This is a genomic window from Inquilinus sp. OTU3971, from assembly GCF_038440215.1.
On sequence record NZ_JASATH010000204.1, the window covers coordinates 1 to 14144 of the forward strand.

The 14144-nt window shown below is 68.0% G+C and carries 15 protein-coding genes; 13 read left to right on the forward strand and 2 right to left on the reverse strand.

Annotated elements, in window-relative coordinates:
- Positions 1 to 370 precede the first annotated feature (370 nt).
- The 6 genes from AAHM41_RS33690 (at position 371) to AAHM41_RS33715 (ending at position 6197) form a co-directional block, all read left to right on the forward strand.
- Positions 371 to 2257: a hypothetical protein gene (locus tag AAHM41_RS33690; RefSeq protein WP_342241007.1), complete on the forward strand. Its 1887-nt coding sequence runs from the start codon at positions 371 to 373 to the stop codon at positions 2255 to 2257.
- On the forward strand, positions 2239 to 3588 hold the full coding sequence (locus tag AAHM41_RS33695; protein ID WP_342241008.1) for a hypothetical protein: 1350 nt from the start codon (positions 2239 to 2241) through the stop codon (positions 3586 to 3588). Before AAHM41_RS33690 ends, AAHM41_RS33695 begins: the two co-directional genes overlap by 19 nt.
- A 148-nt stretch (positions 3589 to 3736) precedes the next feature.
- On the forward strand, positions 3737 to 4630 hold the full coding sequence (locus AAHM41_RS33700; protein ID WP_342241009.1) for a MurR/RpiR family transcriptional regulator: 894 nt from the start codon (positions 3737 to 3739) through the stop codon (positions 4628 to 4630).
- The gene (locus AAHM41_RS33705) at positions 4627 to 5382 is read left to right on the forward strand and encodes a COG4280 domain-containing protein (RefSeq protein ID WP_342241010.1); all 756 of its coding nucleotides are present in this window, start codon (positions 4627 to 4629) and stop codon (positions 5380 to 5382) included. The genes AAHM41_RS33700 and AAHM41_RS33705 overlap by 4 nt, the downstream gene beginning before the upstream one ends.
- Complete coding sequence (locus tag AAHM41_RS33710; protein ID WP_342241011.1) at positions 5379 to 5603, forward strand: hypothetical protein; 225 nt, start codon at positions 5379 to 5381, stop codon at positions 5601 to 5603. The genes AAHM41_RS33705 and AAHM41_RS33710 overlap by 4 nt, the downstream gene beginning before the upstream one ends.
- A gap of 108 nt (positions 5604 to 5711) precedes the next feature.
- Positions 5712 to 6197, forward strand: a complete 486-nt coding sequence (locus AAHM41_RS33715) for a cell envelope integrity protein TolA (RefSeq protein WP_342241012.1) — start codon at positions 5712 to 5714, stop codon at positions 6195 to 6197.
- 834 nt (positions 6198 to 7031) lie between these two features.
- Here the strand turns inward: AAHM41_RS33715 and AAHM41_RS33720 are convergent.
- Positions 7032 to 7946 carry a LysR family transcriptional regulator gene (locus AAHM41_RS33720; RefSeq protein ID WP_342241013.1) on the reverse strand — a complete coding sequence of 305 codons (915 nt, stop codon included), beginning with the start codon at positions 7944 to 7946 and terminating at the stop codon, positions 7032 to 7034.
- A 401-nt stretch (positions 7947 to 8347) separates the two neighbouring features.
- On the opposite strand from AAHM41_RS33720, the gene AAHM41_RS33725 reads away from it, so the two are divergent.
- The 7 genes from AAHM41_RS33725 (at position 8348) to AAHM41_RS33755 (ending at position 13272) form a co-directional block, all read left to right on the forward strand.
- Positions 8348 to 9076, forward strand: a complete 729-nt coding sequence (locus tag AAHM41_RS33725) for a LamB/YcsF family protein (RefSeq protein WP_342241014.1) — start codon at positions 8348 to 8350, stop codon at positions 9074 to 9076.
- A 10-nt stretch (positions 9077 to 9086) separates the two neighbouring features.
- Positions 9087 to 10445: an acetyl-CoA carboxylase biotin carboxylase subunit gene (locus AAHM41_RS33730; protein WP_342241015.1), complete on the forward strand. Its 1359-nt coding sequence runs from the start codon at positions 9087 to 9089 to the stop codon at positions 10443 to 10445.
- 32 nt (positions 10446 to 10477) lie between these two features.
- Entirely contained in the window at positions 10478 to 11347 is an 870-nt protein-coding gene (locus AAHM41_RS33735) for a 5-oxoprolinase subunit B family protein (protein ID WP_342241016.1), read from the forward strand.
- 10 nt (positions 11348 to 11357) lie between these two features.
- Complete coding sequence (locus tag AAHM41_RS33740; RefSeq protein WP_342241017.1) at positions 11358 to 12332, forward strand: 5-oxoprolinase subunit C family protein; 975 nt, start codon at positions 11358 to 11360, stop codon at positions 12330 to 12332.
- 14 nt (positions 12333 to 12346) lie between these two features.
- On the forward strand, positions 12347 to 12565 hold the full coding sequence (locus tag AAHM41_RS33745; RefSeq protein WP_342241018.1) for an acetyl-CoA carboxylase biotin carboxyl carrier protein subunit: 219 nt from the start codon (positions 12347 to 12349) through the stop codon (positions 12563 to 12565).
- Positions 12566 to 12676: 111 nt separating this feature from the next.
- Positions 12677 to 12997, forward strand: a complete 321-nt coding sequence (locus AAHM41_RS33750; RefSeq protein ID WP_342241019.1) for a MocE family 2Fe-2S type ferredoxin — start codon at positions 12677 to 12679, stop codon at positions 12995 to 12997.
- 71 nt (positions 12998 to 13068) lie between these two features.
- On the forward strand, positions 13069 to 13272 hold the full coding sequence (locus AAHM41_RS33755; RefSeq protein ID WP_342241020.1) for a hypothetical protein: 204 nt from the start codon (positions 13069 to 13071) through the stop codon (positions 13270 to 13272).
- Between the two features lie 12 nt (positions 13273 to 13284).
- Here the strand turns inward: AAHM41_RS33755 and AAHM41_RS33760 are convergent, their stop codons facing one another.
- Positions 13285 to 13905: a cupin domain-containing protein gene (locus AAHM41_RS33760; RefSeq protein WP_342241021.1), complete on the reverse strand. Its 621-nt coding sequence runs from the start codon at positions 13903 to 13905 to the stop codon at positions 13285 to 13287.
- Positions 13906 to 14144 lie beyond the last annotated feature (239 nt).

Below are 14144 nucleotides of genomic sequence, written 5' to 3' on the forward strand. Positions count from 1 at the left end.
ACGCAATAGAACATTGCGTTCACAACCGGGTCCTGGAGCCAAATCCTGCGTTCCGCCTCCCTCCAGGGTGTTGGTTTCGAACCCAACCCGCCCGTCGCCGGGCGGAGCGGACGGCGGGGTGAGCCGTGATCTCCGCCGTGGGGATATTCCTCTGATGCCGCGGGCGTGGTAGATTATTGAAATTCGATCGTATGTGATTTTTGCTCAAATTTTTCCAAACAGACCGGCAGGCGGCCGGAACGGCGATATCCTCGGATAGAGCGGCATGTCGCGAAGGGTTACTTCGCATCCATAGACAATACTTCGGCTTGTTTCATTCGATCGTCCTGATATTTCAGCCTTTTCACAGACCCTATTGTGGATTGTCACAATGGCAGCAAAACCAAAGCCGCCCATCGACGCCGAGGCCGCAGCGGATGCCGTGGCCAAGGTCAGGGACGCCCGGCACAAGCTGTATGCCGCGCGCCAGTTCCTGGATCGCGACACGCAGGAGGATCTGGGCGTCCGCATCCCCTTCGACGTCTACTTCCAGGATCCCTTCGTCACGGCGTCCGACCCGGCCTATGATTTCGACGAGGAGTTCACCGTGCCGTGGGAGCCGGGCCTCGCCGACGGGCCGACCAGCGCGCGCTTCGCCGTCGTGGACTATGACGGCAGCAGCGAGACCCTGACTCCCCCGGCCCGCTGGGACGACAAGCTCGGCAAGTTCCTCGACACCAAGGGCAAGGTGCTCGATCGCCACAATCTCGACTCGCCGCAGTTCCGCCAGATGAATGCCTGGGCGACGCTGCAGAACGCGCTCGACTTCTTCGAGAACGGCTTCGGCCTCGGCCGCCGCATCGACTGGGGGTTCGAGGGCAACCGCCTGATCGTCGTGCCGCATGCCGGATACGGCGAGAACGCCTTCTACGACCGCGACAGCAAATCGCTGCAATTCTACTATTTCGACCGCGGCGAGGGCGAGGCGCGGAAGCGCGTCCACACCTGCCTGTCGGCCGACATCATCAATCACGAATTCGGCCACGCCGTGCTCGACGGCATCCGGCCGCACTATCATGAATCCGTCTTCACCGAGACCGCGGCCTTCCACGAGTTCCTGGGCGACCTGTCGGCGGTCCTGATCGCCTTCCGCAACACGCCCTTCCGACGGCAGGTCGCCAAAGCCACCGGCGGGGATCTCGACAAGACCAATCCGCTGGCGAGCCTGGCCGAGCAGTTCGGCAAGAACATCGGCGATCAGCCCTATCTGCGAAACGCCCTCAACGAGCTGAACTACGCGGATGTGAAGGACGACCAGCGCCAGCACTACATGTCCCAGGTCCTCACCGGCGCGATGTTCGACATCATTCGCCGGCTGACCGCGTATTACATGAAGAAGCGGGGCGAGTCGGCGAGGGACGCCCTCTGGTCGACGATCCGCCGCATGCAATGCATGGCCGTGCAGCCGCTGGACCTGCTGCCGCCGGTCGACGCGACCTTCGAGGACTATGCCCTGGCGGTGCTGCGCAACGAGCAGATCGTCAATCCGACCGATCCCGACGGCTATCGCGCCATGATGATCGACGTCTTTGCCGCCCGCGGACTTCTCAGCGCGGAGCAGGTCGCCGAGCTCAAGACCCCGATCACCGTGTTCGACCGCCTGAACGTCGCCGTCTTCCACGACCCGCAGAGCATCGCGGCCTCCCGCGCCAACGCCTACCGCTTCCTCGACGACAACCGCAGGGAGCTGTTCATCCCCTTCGCCGCCGATGTCGTCGTCACCGACCTGTCGCTGGCGCAGAAGCTGACGGTCTCGGCCCGCCGCCAGCCGAGACAGGTGCTTCTGCAATATATCTGGCGCGAGGATGTGCGGCTCGAAGGCGAACGGTTCGGCCGGTTCGACGGGCAGACGACCCAGATGTTCTGCGGCGGCACCCTGGCGCTCGACATCGATGGCAACCGCCTCGCCTGGGCCAGGAAGCCCGGGTCGATGCCGCTGATCGGCGGATCCCGCAAACGCGCGGCCGAGGAGGCCGAGGCCGAAGCCGGCAAGGCCCGGCGCCAGGCCTTCCTCGACGCCCTTGCCGCGCGCATCGCCGCCGGGCGCATCGGCGACGGCGCGGCGGGAGGCGCGGCCGGCCTGCTTGCGAAGTCGATGGCGCCGGTGACGGCGACCAGCGACGGCGGGACCGTCCGTTTCGGGCTGTCGCCGCATATCGGCATCAAGAGCGACGAGGACGAGGAGATGGGAGAACGGCCGTGGACGATCAGCTCCTGATCCGCGCCTACAATGTGGGCGTCGGCGACTGCATCTATGTCCGGATTCCCAAGGCCCGCAAGAAGGGCGGCAGGGTGGACGATTTCCACATCCTGATCGACTGCGGCAAGAAGGGCAGCGCCGACCTGCTCAAGACCGCGCTCGACCACCTGAAGGGCGAGCTGCCGGACGATGGCGGCCAGAAGCGCCTCGACCTGCTGTTGATCAGCCACGAGCATGAGGACCACATCAAGGGCATCGACCCGAACTGGTTCGCCGGCATCAGCATCGAGAATCTGTGGATGAGCGTCGCCATGGACCGCAAGCATCCGCAGGCGAAGTTCGCGCACCAGCTGCACGACATGGCCGCGACGGCGATGCGCAGCATCGCCCTGCGCGGCCTGGCGCTCAGCCCCGAGCTGCAGGACATCGTCGAGCGCTACGGGATCGGCAATGACGGCGCCGTCGACGCGCTGCGGACGGTGCTGCCGCAGCGGAACGGCATCACGCCGCTCTATGTCCATGCCGACCTGAAGCCGGCGGCGCTGCGGCCGAAGACCCTGACCAGCGCCACGTTCAAGGTGCTCGGGCCCGAATTCGACATCGACGCCACCTATCTCGGCGATGCCGGGCCGGAGATCCTGCACGGCTTCGCCGCCGCGACCGGCGTGCTGGCGCCGAAGGCCGGCGGCGGCGGCGTCGACACCCCCGCCAATATCGGCGCCTCCGACTTCGCGCGGTTGCGGTCGCGGATGATGTCGAGCGCCTTCGCCTTTGCCGAGGAGGAGGGCGAGGTCGTCAACAACACCAGCGTGATGCTGCTGATCGAATGGCGCGGCCGCCGGCTGCTGTTCGTCGGCGACGCCGAATGGAACAGCGCCTACCGGGAGAAGAAGAAGAACTTCGCCTGGAACACCGCCTGGGCGCTGCGGCAGAAGGATCTCGGCAAGCCCGTCGACTTCCTCAAGATCGGGCATCACGGCAGCATCAATTCGACGCCCTGGAACGACAAGGAGGACGGCAAGGCGACCGAGCCCAGCCGGATCCTGGACGCCATATTGCCGCTTCCCGCCGGCGGCGCGGCGCCGACGGCCAGGGCGGTGGTCTCGACCGAGCGCAGCTTCTACAAGGTGATCCCCCGGGCCGCCCTGCTGCTCGAAATCGGCAAGCGGGTCGGCAACACCAGGATCTACGCGAACGAGCTGGCGCCCGAGCAGATCGCCGGCCTGCCCAATTACGACGCCTATGAGAAGAAATGGCTGGACCGGCCCCAGCCGGTCCGCACCGATCTCGAAACCCGCCTCACCGGCAAGGGCTTCGTGGACGTCGTGATCGAGCCCGCCGGGGGCTGAGGTCCGATCGGCGGGCCAGGCCGGCAGGCCGAGAAGCGCCGGGACGACGCTCGACCCGATGGCGGCAAGGCCGCACCTCCACACTTCTCTGTAGCAACTGCTTCGTGTATGAGTGTTTGTAGCAGTTGCAACATCGGCGTGTCCAGACGTGACCAATCCCGCCCCGCTCCCGGTGGACCAGCGCGTCGAGGCGGCGCTCGGCCGGCTGTCGCCGGCGGAGCAGCGGGTCGCCCGCTTCGTCGTCGCGCAGAAGGAGGCCGCCCTGCTCTCCTCCGCCGCGGAGATCGCGGCCCGGGCCGACACCAGCGACGCCACGGTGGTGCGGACGGCGCGGTCGCTCGGCTTCGACGGGCTGTCGCAGCTGCGCGAGGCGCTGCTGGCCGACCTGACCGGGTCGACCACGCCGGGCAGCCGCATGCGCCGCACCCTCGATGACGTCGGCGACGACGCGGCCGGCGCGCTGCAGCATGTCCTGTCGATCCATCGCGAAGCCACGGAGGTTCTGGCCCGGCCGGAGTTCCAGCGCCCCTTCGCCCACGCGGTCGAGATCCTGGCGGCCGCCCGGCGCCGGCATGTCTTCGGCATCGGACCGTCCGGCAGCCTAGCCGAATACGCCGCGCTGCAGTTCAGCCGCATCGGCCTGCCCAGCGAGACGCTGGCCGAGAGCGGCATCGGCCTGGCCGACCGGCTGCTGCAGGTCGCCGAGGGCGATGCGCTGGTCCTGATCGCCTATGCGCCGGTCTATCGCGAGGTGGCGGTGACGCTGGACGTCGCCGAGCGGCACCGGGTGCCGGTGCTGCTGATCAGCGACAGCCTGGGCCCCTTCGTGCGCGACCGCGTCGCCGAGATCCTGCCGGTGCCGCGCGGCCGGGCCGACCATCTGGCGATGCATGCCGGCACCATGCTGCTGATCGAGGCGCTGGTCGTCGCCCTGGCCGCCCGCGACCGCGAGCGCGCGCTGGCCGGCCTCGAGACACTGGGCGCCCTGCGCGGCGAGATCGACAAGCTCTGGCTGAGACGGGGGCCGAAACGGACGCCATGACCGATACCACCGCCATCATCTCCACCATCACCGCCGCTTTCCTCGGCTCCTTCGTCGAGGTGGTGGAGGCGTTCACCATCATCCTGGCCGTCGGCCTGTCGCAGAGCTGGCGGCCGGCCTTCATCGGCACCGCGGCGGCGCTGGGCGTGCTGGCGGTGCTGGTCCTGCTGCTCGGCCCGCTGCTGGAGCTGATCCCGATCGAGGCGCTGCAATTCGTCATCGGCACGCTGCTGATCCTGTTCGGGCTGCGCTGGCTGCGGAAGGCGATCCTGCGGGCCTCGGGCCTGATCGCGCTGCGCGACGAGGCCCGCGCCTTCGCGGCGGAGACCGACCTGCTGCGCCGCCGCAGCGCCGAGCGCCGCGCCGACTGGCTGGCCGGCGTCGCCGCCTTCAAGGCGGTGCTGCTGGAGGGCACCGAGGTCGTGTTCATCGTCATCGCCGTGGGCGCCGGGCGCGGCCTGATCGGCTATGCCAGCCTGGGCGCCGCCGCGGCCTGCCTGCTGGTGCTGATCATCGGGCTGGCCGTGCACAAGCCGCTGTCGCGGGTGCCCGAGAACACGCTGAAATTCGCCGTCGGCCTGCTGCTCACCGCCTTCGGCGTGTTCTGGACCGGCGAGGGGCTGGGCGCCCATTGGCCGGGCGCGGACCTGTCGCTGCTCGGCATCCTGGCGCTGGTCGCGGCCGTGTCCTTCGCCGCAATCCGGCTGCTGCGGCCGCCGCCCGGCGCGCCGGCCCGGGAGGTTTCGCCATGACCGCGATCAAGGCCGTTCTGGCCGAGCTGCTCGGCCTGTTCATCGACGACGGCGCCCTGGCGCTGGCGACGATCGCGCTGATCGCTGCCGTTGCCGCGGCGGTCCGCTGGGTCGGGCTGCCGGGGCTGGACGGCGCCCTCCTGATCCTTCTCGGCTGCCTGCTGATCCTGGCCGAGAGCCTGGCCCGGGCGGCGCGGGCGAAGCGCCGCGGCGGGGGGTGATGCCGTCCCACGCCGCTGGCCGGAGGAAGACCCGTTCCTCGGCGCGGCGGCATGAGCGATGATGGCCGGGCCGCTGCGTGGCGGTATCGACAACGACGCGAGGCCGCCATGCCCTTCTTCCCGATCCTGCGCCTGGCCGTGCCAGCCGTGATCCTGGCGGCCTGCGTCCGGTCCGAACCGGCGCCGCTGCACCCGGGCCCGATGCCGCCGGCGTCGGGCGCCCCCACCGCGATCGCGACCAATGTCGGCCAGGGGCAATACCCCTTTCCGTCGCCGTCTCCGCGGGCGAGGCAGGCTGTCCTGTCGAAGGGCACGCAAGGCGCGATCAGCGACAAGGTCAAGCAATGCTGGAACATCGGCTCTCCCGAGGCTCCCGCCAAGTCCGTCGTCACCATCCGCGTCGACCGGATCAACCCAGACGGCACGATCCCGTCCGGTGCGGCTTCCATCGCCGATGACGGCGGCAGCCCGGCCTGGGCCCGTGCGGCCCTGCGGGCGGTCGCCAACCCGGTCTGCCAGCCCTGGCCGGCCCCTCAGGGCGGACTTCCGGACGAGAGCTTCATCCTGGTATTCGATCCGAAGGACGTGTTCTGATCCGGCCACGCCAAGCGAGTGGAGGCGTGCTAAAAATGCATTGTCACCGAAATTGCTGTCACCGAAATTGACATCGGGCTCAGTTCATCTGTTATTCGGCGCCTCGATCGCGACAATTCATGGACAGGTGAACCGACATCAAGAAATAGATGTATCCAGGCTCGTAGCTTGGATTCCCCATTCCGTCTACTAAAAGCCTGCAAGGCGGTTCATGGGTGGGACCAGATGCAAAAGTGAAATATAGTTTGAAGGGATAATCGGCAGGGAGGCCGATTTGGATTGAGTCGCTATATCTCATTTTGTGCAGTTGATGCCCGATACCGGCCTCAAGCACCACCCTCAAACATTCTTGATAGATGTTATTTTCACAAGTCCATGGAACTCGAATTGCACCCTCATACCAAAAGCTGCAGTCTCCGTTCGCGCTGCGGAAAGATACGCTATATACGTCGGAATCGATGGATTCGATTAGCCGACTGTCGATAACTGATTGAAATTTAAATAACGCGCACCTGCCTACCATCTCGGAAATGCGAAAAATATGGTCTGTAATATTCTCATTGGGGCGCGGTCTGTCTCTCGTAATAACTGTGTAGGTCTCATCCGGCCCGTGAATCGTCAGCGATCCAGCGTGTGTTATCTTGGTGTGGGACGCCATCAAAATGCCGATTCCCACGGCAACGCAAATTTTGAGGAATGCTGAGTTTCGTGCCATTGATCGGTCGAGAATCTGTTGAATCCAACTGATGCTGACACCGAGGCCAAGCGATTGTCCATTCCCGGCCCCGAAACTCGCGGTGAACTTCCGCTTTCCGCCCTCTACCGACGTTCAGCTTACCCCATTCCAGCCGCCGGCAGGTGGAACGCCAGCCCGAGATGGTCGCGGAAGGCGCGGACGGCGGGGGTCATCGCCAGGTCGCGCTTCCAGGCCAGGCCGGCATCCATGGTCGGCACCGGCTCGGCCAGGGCCCGCTTCTCGATCCGCTGGCCGTCCAGCGACCAGGGCCGGTAGACCATGTCGGACAGGATCGTCACCCCCATCCCGGCCGCGACCATGGAGCGGACCGCCTCGACCGAGGAGGTCTGGAACATGATGTCGGGCTGGTATGGCGTGCGCTCCCAGTAGCGCTTGGCGGTGAAGGCGGCCTCGTCCACCGTCAGCATGATGTAGGGCTGGCGCGCCACATCGGCGAGCGACACGCGCTCCGCCTTCTGCAGCGGGTGGTCGACCGGCAGCCAGAGGTGGCGGGCGGAGCGGAACAGCGTCTCCGCCGCGATCTGGTCGGTGTTCTCCAGGTTCGAGGTCAGCATCACCGCGAGGTCGAGCTCGTCACGCACCAGCCCGTCCTCGATCGCGGTGCGGTGGGCCTCGCGCAGCTCGACCGTCACCTGCGGATAGGCGCGGCGGAAGCGGGCCAGGTAGGGCGGCAGGAAATAGCCCGCCACGGTGTAGGTGACGCCGACCCGCACCCTGCCCTCGACCGGCACGGTGTCGCCGGAGACGCGCATCGCCTCCGCCACCGCCGCCGCGATGGCGCGGGCCTGCGGCAGGAAGCGCGCGCCCTCATGGGTCAGCGACACGCCGCTGGCGTGGCGGAACAGCAGCCGGGTGCCGAGCAGGTCCTCGAGCTGGCGGATCGCCGCCGTGACCGCCGATTGCGACACGTTCAGCTCCACCGCCGCCTGGCTGATCTGGCCGAGCTCCGCCGCGGCGATGAAGTAACGCACTTGCCGAAAGGAGAAGCTCATTGGAGTCCCGCAACCTGAGGTCGAGCAATATCGGAAAATCAGATATCGACCTGAAGAAGATACTATTTCACAGGGGCGCGGCGCGGCGCAATGATGGGGCCAACAACCGGCCCGGACCCGAACGGCATCGCCCTTCGGCCAGGCGGCCGGATCCAGACAGAGAGGCCCCGATGCGTATACCGCGCCACGGCACCGGCGTGCCCGCTCCCGAGACGTTCCTGGAATTCCCAGCGCCGTCATCGCGACCCCGGCCTCAAGCCCCACGACCTTCACATATCTCTCCGGCGCATTCCGATTGCCTCTCGCGTCCAAGACCTGTTCTGCCGATCGGGCCCGATGTGTGGATGCCGTCGGCATCGAGCCGACGAAGCAATGACGGGCGGTTTGAAAGGCTCTGACGCATGACCGAGATCAACTGCGACATGGGCGAGGGCTTCGGCCTGTACCGGATGGGCGACGACGACGCGCTGATGCCGCTGATCTCCGTCGCCAACGTCGCCTGCGGCTTCCATGCCTCGGACTTCAACCACATGCGCCGCACGGTGCAGCTGGCCAGCAGGCACGGCGTGCGGGTCGGCGCCCATCCGTCGCTGCCCGACCTGCAGGGCTTCGGCCGGCGCGAGATGAGGATCGGCCGCGACGAGCTGGCCAACTGCATCATCTACCAGATCGGCGCGCTGAAGGGTTTTCTGGATGCCGAGGGCATGCGCCTGAACCACATCAAGCCGCATGGCGCCCTCTACGGCATGGCGGCGCAGCAGGAGCCGATCGCGCATGCGATCTGCGACGCGGCGGATGTGTTCCGGGTGCCGATCCTGGGCATGGCCGGGACGCTGCACGAGACGGTGTATCAGAGCCGCGGCCACCGCATGGTGTCGGAGTTCTATGCCGATCTCGACTATGGCGACGACGGCTATCTGGTGATCGTGCGGTCGCGCGGCAGCATCGACCCGAAGCGGGCGGCGGAGCGGTCGTTGCGGGCCCTGACCGAGGGCAAGGTCGCGTCCCAGGGCGGCAAGGACATCGCGGTGACGCCGGATTCGATCTGCATCCATTCCGATACGCCGAACGCGGTCGATGTGGTGCGCGCGGTGCGCGACGCCATCGGCCCCTTTTTGCGCGCGGCGTGAGGGCGGGCCAGTGAGGACGCTGCTGATCGCCAACCGCGGCGAGATCGCCTGCCGCATCATCCGCAGCGCCAAGGCCCTGGGCCTGGCCACCGTCGCGGTGCATTCCGACGCCGACGCCGGCGCGCTGCATGTCGCGCTGGCCGACCGGGCCGTGCATATCGGCCCGTCCAAGCCGGCCGAGAGCTATCTGAGGATCGCGGCGATCCTCGACGCCGCCCGCAGCAGCGGCGCCGACGCCGTGCATCCCGGCTACGGCTTCCTGGCCGAGAATGAGGGCTTCGCCCGGGCGGTGGCGGAGGCGGGGCTCGCCTGGGTCGGGCCGACGCCGGAGTCGATCGAGGCGATGGGCGACAAGGCCCGCGCCCGCGCCTTGGCCGAGGCCGCCGGGGTGCCGGTGCTGCCCGGCAGCCGGCGCTTCGCCGAGGGCGAGCTGGAGGGGATCGAGGCGGCCGGCGACACGGTCGGCTACCCGCTGCTGGTCAAGGCCTCGGCGGGTGGCGGCGGCATCGGCATGCGCGTGGTCGACGCCCCGGCGGAACTGCGCAAGGTCGCGGAGTCGACCCAGGGCATGGCGGCGCGCAGCTTCGGCGACGGCGCCGTGTTCCTGGAGCGCTATGTCCGCAGCGCCCGGCATGTCGAGGTCCAGGTGTTCGGCTTCGGCGACGGCCGGGCCATCCACCTGTTCGAGCGCGAATGCTCGGTGCAGCGGCGGTTCCAGAAGATCGTGGAGGAGAGCCCCTCCCCCGGCATCTCCGCCGCCACCCGGGCCCGGATGACGGCGGCGGCGGTGGCCCTGGCCGCGGCGGTGCGCTATCGCGGTGCCGGCACCATGGAGTTCGTGGTCGATGCCGACAGCGAGGCCTTCTTCTTCCTGGAGATGAACACCCGAATCCAGGTCGAACATCCGGTGACCGAGGCAGTGACCGGGCTGGACCTGGTGGCGCTGCAGCTGCGCCTGGCCGCCGGCGAGGACCTGGCCCTGCGGCAGGAGGACATCCGCCAGCAGGGCCACGCCATCGAATGCCGGCTCTATGCCGAGAACCCGGCGAAGATGTTCCTGCCGCAGCCCGGCACGCTGGCACGGCTGGCGCTGCCGGAGGGGATGGCGGGCATCCGCGTCGACACCGGCGTGCGCCAGGGCGATACGGTGACGCCGTTCTACGATCCGATGATCGCCAAGATCATCGCCCATGGCCCGGACCGCGCCGCCGCCATCGACCGGATGCTGGCGGCGCTGGACCGGGTCGAGGTCGAGGGGCTGGTGGCCAACGCCCCGTTCCTGGCGCGCGTGATCGGCCACCCGGCCTTCCGCGAAGGCCGCACCACCACGAGCTTCGTCGACACCCACAAGGCCGCGCTGATCGGCTGACCACGGAAGACAGGGCAGGCAGGGAGACAGGGATGATCTACGAGACGCCGGCATTCCGGCCCGGGGGCGACCGGTACATGCTGATCGAGTTCGGCAATGAGATGAATCTCGAGCTGAACTTCATGGCCCAGGGCCTGGCCACCGCCATCGCCGAGCAGAAGACCAAGGGCGTGATCGAGACCGCGCCCTGCTTCGCCTCGATGCTGATCCATTACGAGCCGGACGAGATCTCCTATGCCGACCTGTCGCTCGAGCTGGAGCGGCTGATCGCCGCCCTCGGCCCGTCCGACGACATCGAGCTGGAGAGCCGGATCTTCTACTTCCCGACGGTCTATCTCGACCCCTGGACGCGGGACTGCGTGCAGGACTACATCGCCAAGATCGCGCCGAAGCAGACCGACCCGGAATTCGTGGCCGAGCTGAACGGGCTGTCGGACGTGGCCCAGTTCGTCCGGGTCCATTCCGGCACCGAATACTGGGTGGCGTCGCTGGGCTTCTGGCCCGGCCTGCCCTTCATGATGGCGCTGGACCCGCGCTGCAAGCTGACCGCGCCGAAATACAACCCGCCGCGGACCTGGACGCCGAAGGGCACGGTCGGGATGGGCGGCGCCTCGACCGCGATCTATCCGGAGCATTTGCCCGGCGGCTACCAGATCTTCGGCCGCATCCCGGTGCCGATCTGGGACCCGGAGAAGCGCTTCGACGTGTTCGCGGACTCGATCTGCCTGTTCCGGCCCGGCGACCGGGTGAAGTTCGTGCCCTGCACGGTCGAGGAGTTCGAGGAGGCGGAGCGGCGCGTCGCCGACGGCAGCTACGTCTACAATGTGGTCGAGTACCAGAAGTTCTCCGTGCGCCAATACAAAAGCTGGGTCGGGTCGCTCGACCTGGCCCGCCGGTTCTGAGGAGGCCCGCATGCTCGAGGTGATCAAGCCGGGGCTCGAGACCTCGGTGCAGGACTGGCCGGGCCGGATCGGCTTCTGGAACCAGGGCTTCCCGCCCTCGGGGCCGATGGATGCCTGGTCCTTCCGCCTGGCCAATGTGCTGGTCGGCAACGCGCCCGGCGCGGCCGGCCTCGAATGCCAGTTCCTGGGCCCGACGCTGAAGTTCCAGCGCGACGGCGTGATCGCCGTGACCGGCGCCGACATGCAGGCGGCGCTGGACGGCGCACCGCTGCCGATGTGGCAGTCGGTGGCGGTCAAGGCGGGCCAGACCCTGGCCATGGCCTTTGCCCGCACCGGCGCCCGCAGCTATATCGCCGTGGCCGGCGGCATCGAGACCGAGCCCTGGCTGGGCGCCCGCGCCACCTTCCACAAGGCCGGGGTCGGCGGCATGAACGGCCGGGCGATCAAGGAGGGCCAGTCGGTGCCGGTGGCCGAGGCGGCCGGCCGGCCCGGGCGCCGGGTGAAGGCGGAGGCGCGGCCGGACTTCGCCAAGGAGAAGCGCTGGACCGTCGAGGTCGTGGCCGGGCCGAATGACGACTGGATCGACGCCGCGGGACACGAGCGCTTCCTGTCGACCGACTGGAAGCTGTCGGCCAAGTCCGACCGCACCGGCTTCCGCCTGGACGGGCCGCAATGGAGCTTCACCGACAAGGCGCTGAACAAGGCGCCGGAGCACGGGTCGCTGCCGTCCAACATCATCGACCAGGGCTATCCGTTGGGCGCCATCAACCTGGCCGGACAGACGCCGATCATCCTGGTCAATGACGGCCCGTCGATGGGCGGCTTCATCAACCCCTACACCGTGCCGCAGGCCGCGTTCTGGAAGCTGGGCCAGTCGCGGCCGGGCGAGATCTACAACTTCAAGGCGGTCTCGGTCGACGAGGCCCAGGCCATGGCCCGCCGGCTGCGCGAGCTGTGCAGCGAAGCCTCGATCGAAACCATCTGACGACAGGGAAGACCATGGCGACCGAAGTGAAGACCCAGACCGCGGGCAACATGTGGAAGGTGCTGGTCAAGCCCGGCGACGCGGTGGCGGCCGGCGACACCCTGTTCATCATGGAGGTGATGAAGATGGAGGTGCCGCACGAGGCGCCGGTGGCCGGCACCGTCGCCTCCATCCATGTCGAGGAGGGCGCCGAGGGGCTGGACGCCGACCAGACGGTGGTGGTGATCGGCTGACCGGCGGCGGCCAGTTTTGTGAACGACGCCGAGAGATGTCATCATCCCTGCATCGGGAGGAGTGAACGGCCGCACCGGCCAAGGGACACCCATCGACGAGGGAGGAGAGACATGACCGGGGAGGTCTGGATCGACGCCTGCGCGACGGACGACATCGAGCCGGAAGATGTGATCCGCTTCGACCATGGCGGCCGCAGCTTCGCCATCTACCGCACCGAAGACGACCGCTACTTCGCCACCGACGCGCTGTGCACGCATGAATACGCACTGCTCTCCGACGGGCTGGTGATGGGCACGATCATCGAATGCCCGCTGCACCAAGGCACCTTCGATCTCACCACCGGCGAGGCCAAGAGCCCCCCGGTCTGCGAGGACCTGCAGACCTATCCGGTCAAGGTGGAGGGCGGCCGGGTCCATCTCCGGATCGATTGACCGGCGGCCGAGGCGAACCGTCGGCGCGAATGGCGTGTTGTCTGGTGGAGAGCACCGCAAGGGAGCCCGTCATGGATCCGCTCGTGATCTTGAGACGCAGCAAGCCCGGCGACCGGTTGGAGGTGATCAACTCCAACGGCGACAAGGACGACATCGTCGTCGCCCAGGTCGATCTGGAGAAGCAGCAGATCATCCCGGAGCAGGGCAACGCCATCGCCTTCGGCGATGTCGGCGAGGTCGTGAACCACAGCGAGAAGCGGCGCCGGGCGGGGTGATGCCGGCGTGGCTCAGAAGCTGGGCGGGGTGATCGCCCAGATCACCTGGGTGATGCCGGGGCCGGGGTTGCGGTAGCGGTGCGGCCGGGTGCTGGCCAGCGCGAAGCTGTCGCCGGCGCCGAGCACGTAGAGCTTCTCGTCGACCCACAGCTCCAGCGCGCCGGACAAGATGAAGCCGGCCTCCTCGCCCTCATGAGCGTAGCTGTCCGGGCTGCCGGCGCCGGGCTGGATGGTGCACAAGAGCAGCTCCAGCTTGCCGTCGAGGTTGGGCACCAGGAGCTCGTCGGTCAGGCCGAGGCCGCCCATGTCGAGCACCTTGCGCCGGCCGGCGCGGACCACGACCTGGTCCTCGTCCTCGCGCGGCGTCGGATCGCGGAAGAACCAGCCGATGGTCACGCCCATGGCGCTGCTGATCAGCTGCAGCTGGCGGATCGTCGGCGTCGACAGGCCGCGCTCGACCTGCGAGAGGTGGCCGACCGACAGGCCGGTGGTGGCGGCCAGCCTGGTCAGGGTCAGGCCGCGCTGCTGCCGCAGCTCGCGGATCTGCGGCCCGATGGTGTCGACCGGGTCGCCGGAGGGCTGGTCGGACTCCGCCACCCGCAGCTCCGGATCGCTGTTCTCGCCTTCGGTCATCAACGCACCTTCGCGCCCGTCTGTCGCTTCGCCAAACTGAAGCAGAACGAGTCCCCCCTCCCCGCGCGGGAGGGGGATAGGGGGAGGGGGTTCTATCGGATAGAGCCGGCACTGGAGTGCAGTGAGCCGGCGCGGCTGCCCGGCCCGATCGATCCCGCCCTTTCGCGCGCGGACGCGCGCAGACCCCGCCCCCAGCCCCCCCCCCCCCCCCGGGGGGGGGGGGGTATATGGAGAGAAAA

Coding starts and splice junctions, on each gene's coding strand:
- AAHM41_RS33690 (WP_342241007.1), top strand. CDS start 371: ATGGCAGCAAAACCAAAGCCGCCCATCGACGCCGAGGCCGCAGCGGAT.
- AAHM41_RS33705 (WP_342241010.1), top strand. CDS start 4,627: ATGACCGATACCACCGCCATCATCTCCACCATCACCGCCGCTTTCCTC.
- AAHM41_RS33710 (WP_342241011.1), top strand. CDS start 5,379: ATGACCGCGATCAAGGCCGTTCTGGCCGAGCTGCTCGGCCTGTTCATC.
- AAHM41_RS33715 (WP_342241012.1), top strand. CDS start 5,712: ATGCCCTTCTTCCCGATCCTGCGCCTGGCCGTGCCAGCCGTGATCCTG.
- AAHM41_RS33720 (WP_342241013.1), bottom strand. CDS start 7,946: ATGAGCTTCTCCTTTCGGCAAGTGCGTTACTTCATCGCCGCGGCGGAG.
- AAHM41_RS33725 (WP_342241014.1), top strand. CDS start 8,348: ATGACCGAGATCAACTGCGACATGGGCGAGGGCTTCGGCCTGTACCGG.
- AAHM41_RS33735 (WP_342241016.1), top strand. CDS start 10,478: ATGATCTACGAGACGCCGGCATTCCGGCCCGGGGGCGACCGGTACATG.
- AAHM41_RS33740 (WP_342241017.1), top strand. CDS start 11,358: ATGCTCGAGGTGATCAAGCCGGGGCTCGAGACCTCGGTGCAGGACTGG.
- AAHM41_RS33745 (WP_342241018.1), top strand. CDS start 12,347: ATGGCGACCGAAGTGAAGACCCAGACCGCGGGCAACATGTGGAAGGTG.
- AAHM41_RS33750 (WP_342241019.1), top strand. CDS start 12,677: ATGACCGGGGAGGTCTGGATCGACGCCTGCGCGACGGACGACATCGAG.
- AAHM41_RS33755 (WP_342241020.1), top strand. CDS start 13,069: ATGGATCCGCTCGTGATCTTGAGACGCAGCAAGCCCGGCGACCGGTTG.
- AAHM41_RS33760 (WP_342241021.1), bottom strand. CDS start 13,905: ATGACCGAAGGCGAGAACAGCGATCCGGAGCTGCGGGTGGCGGAGTCC.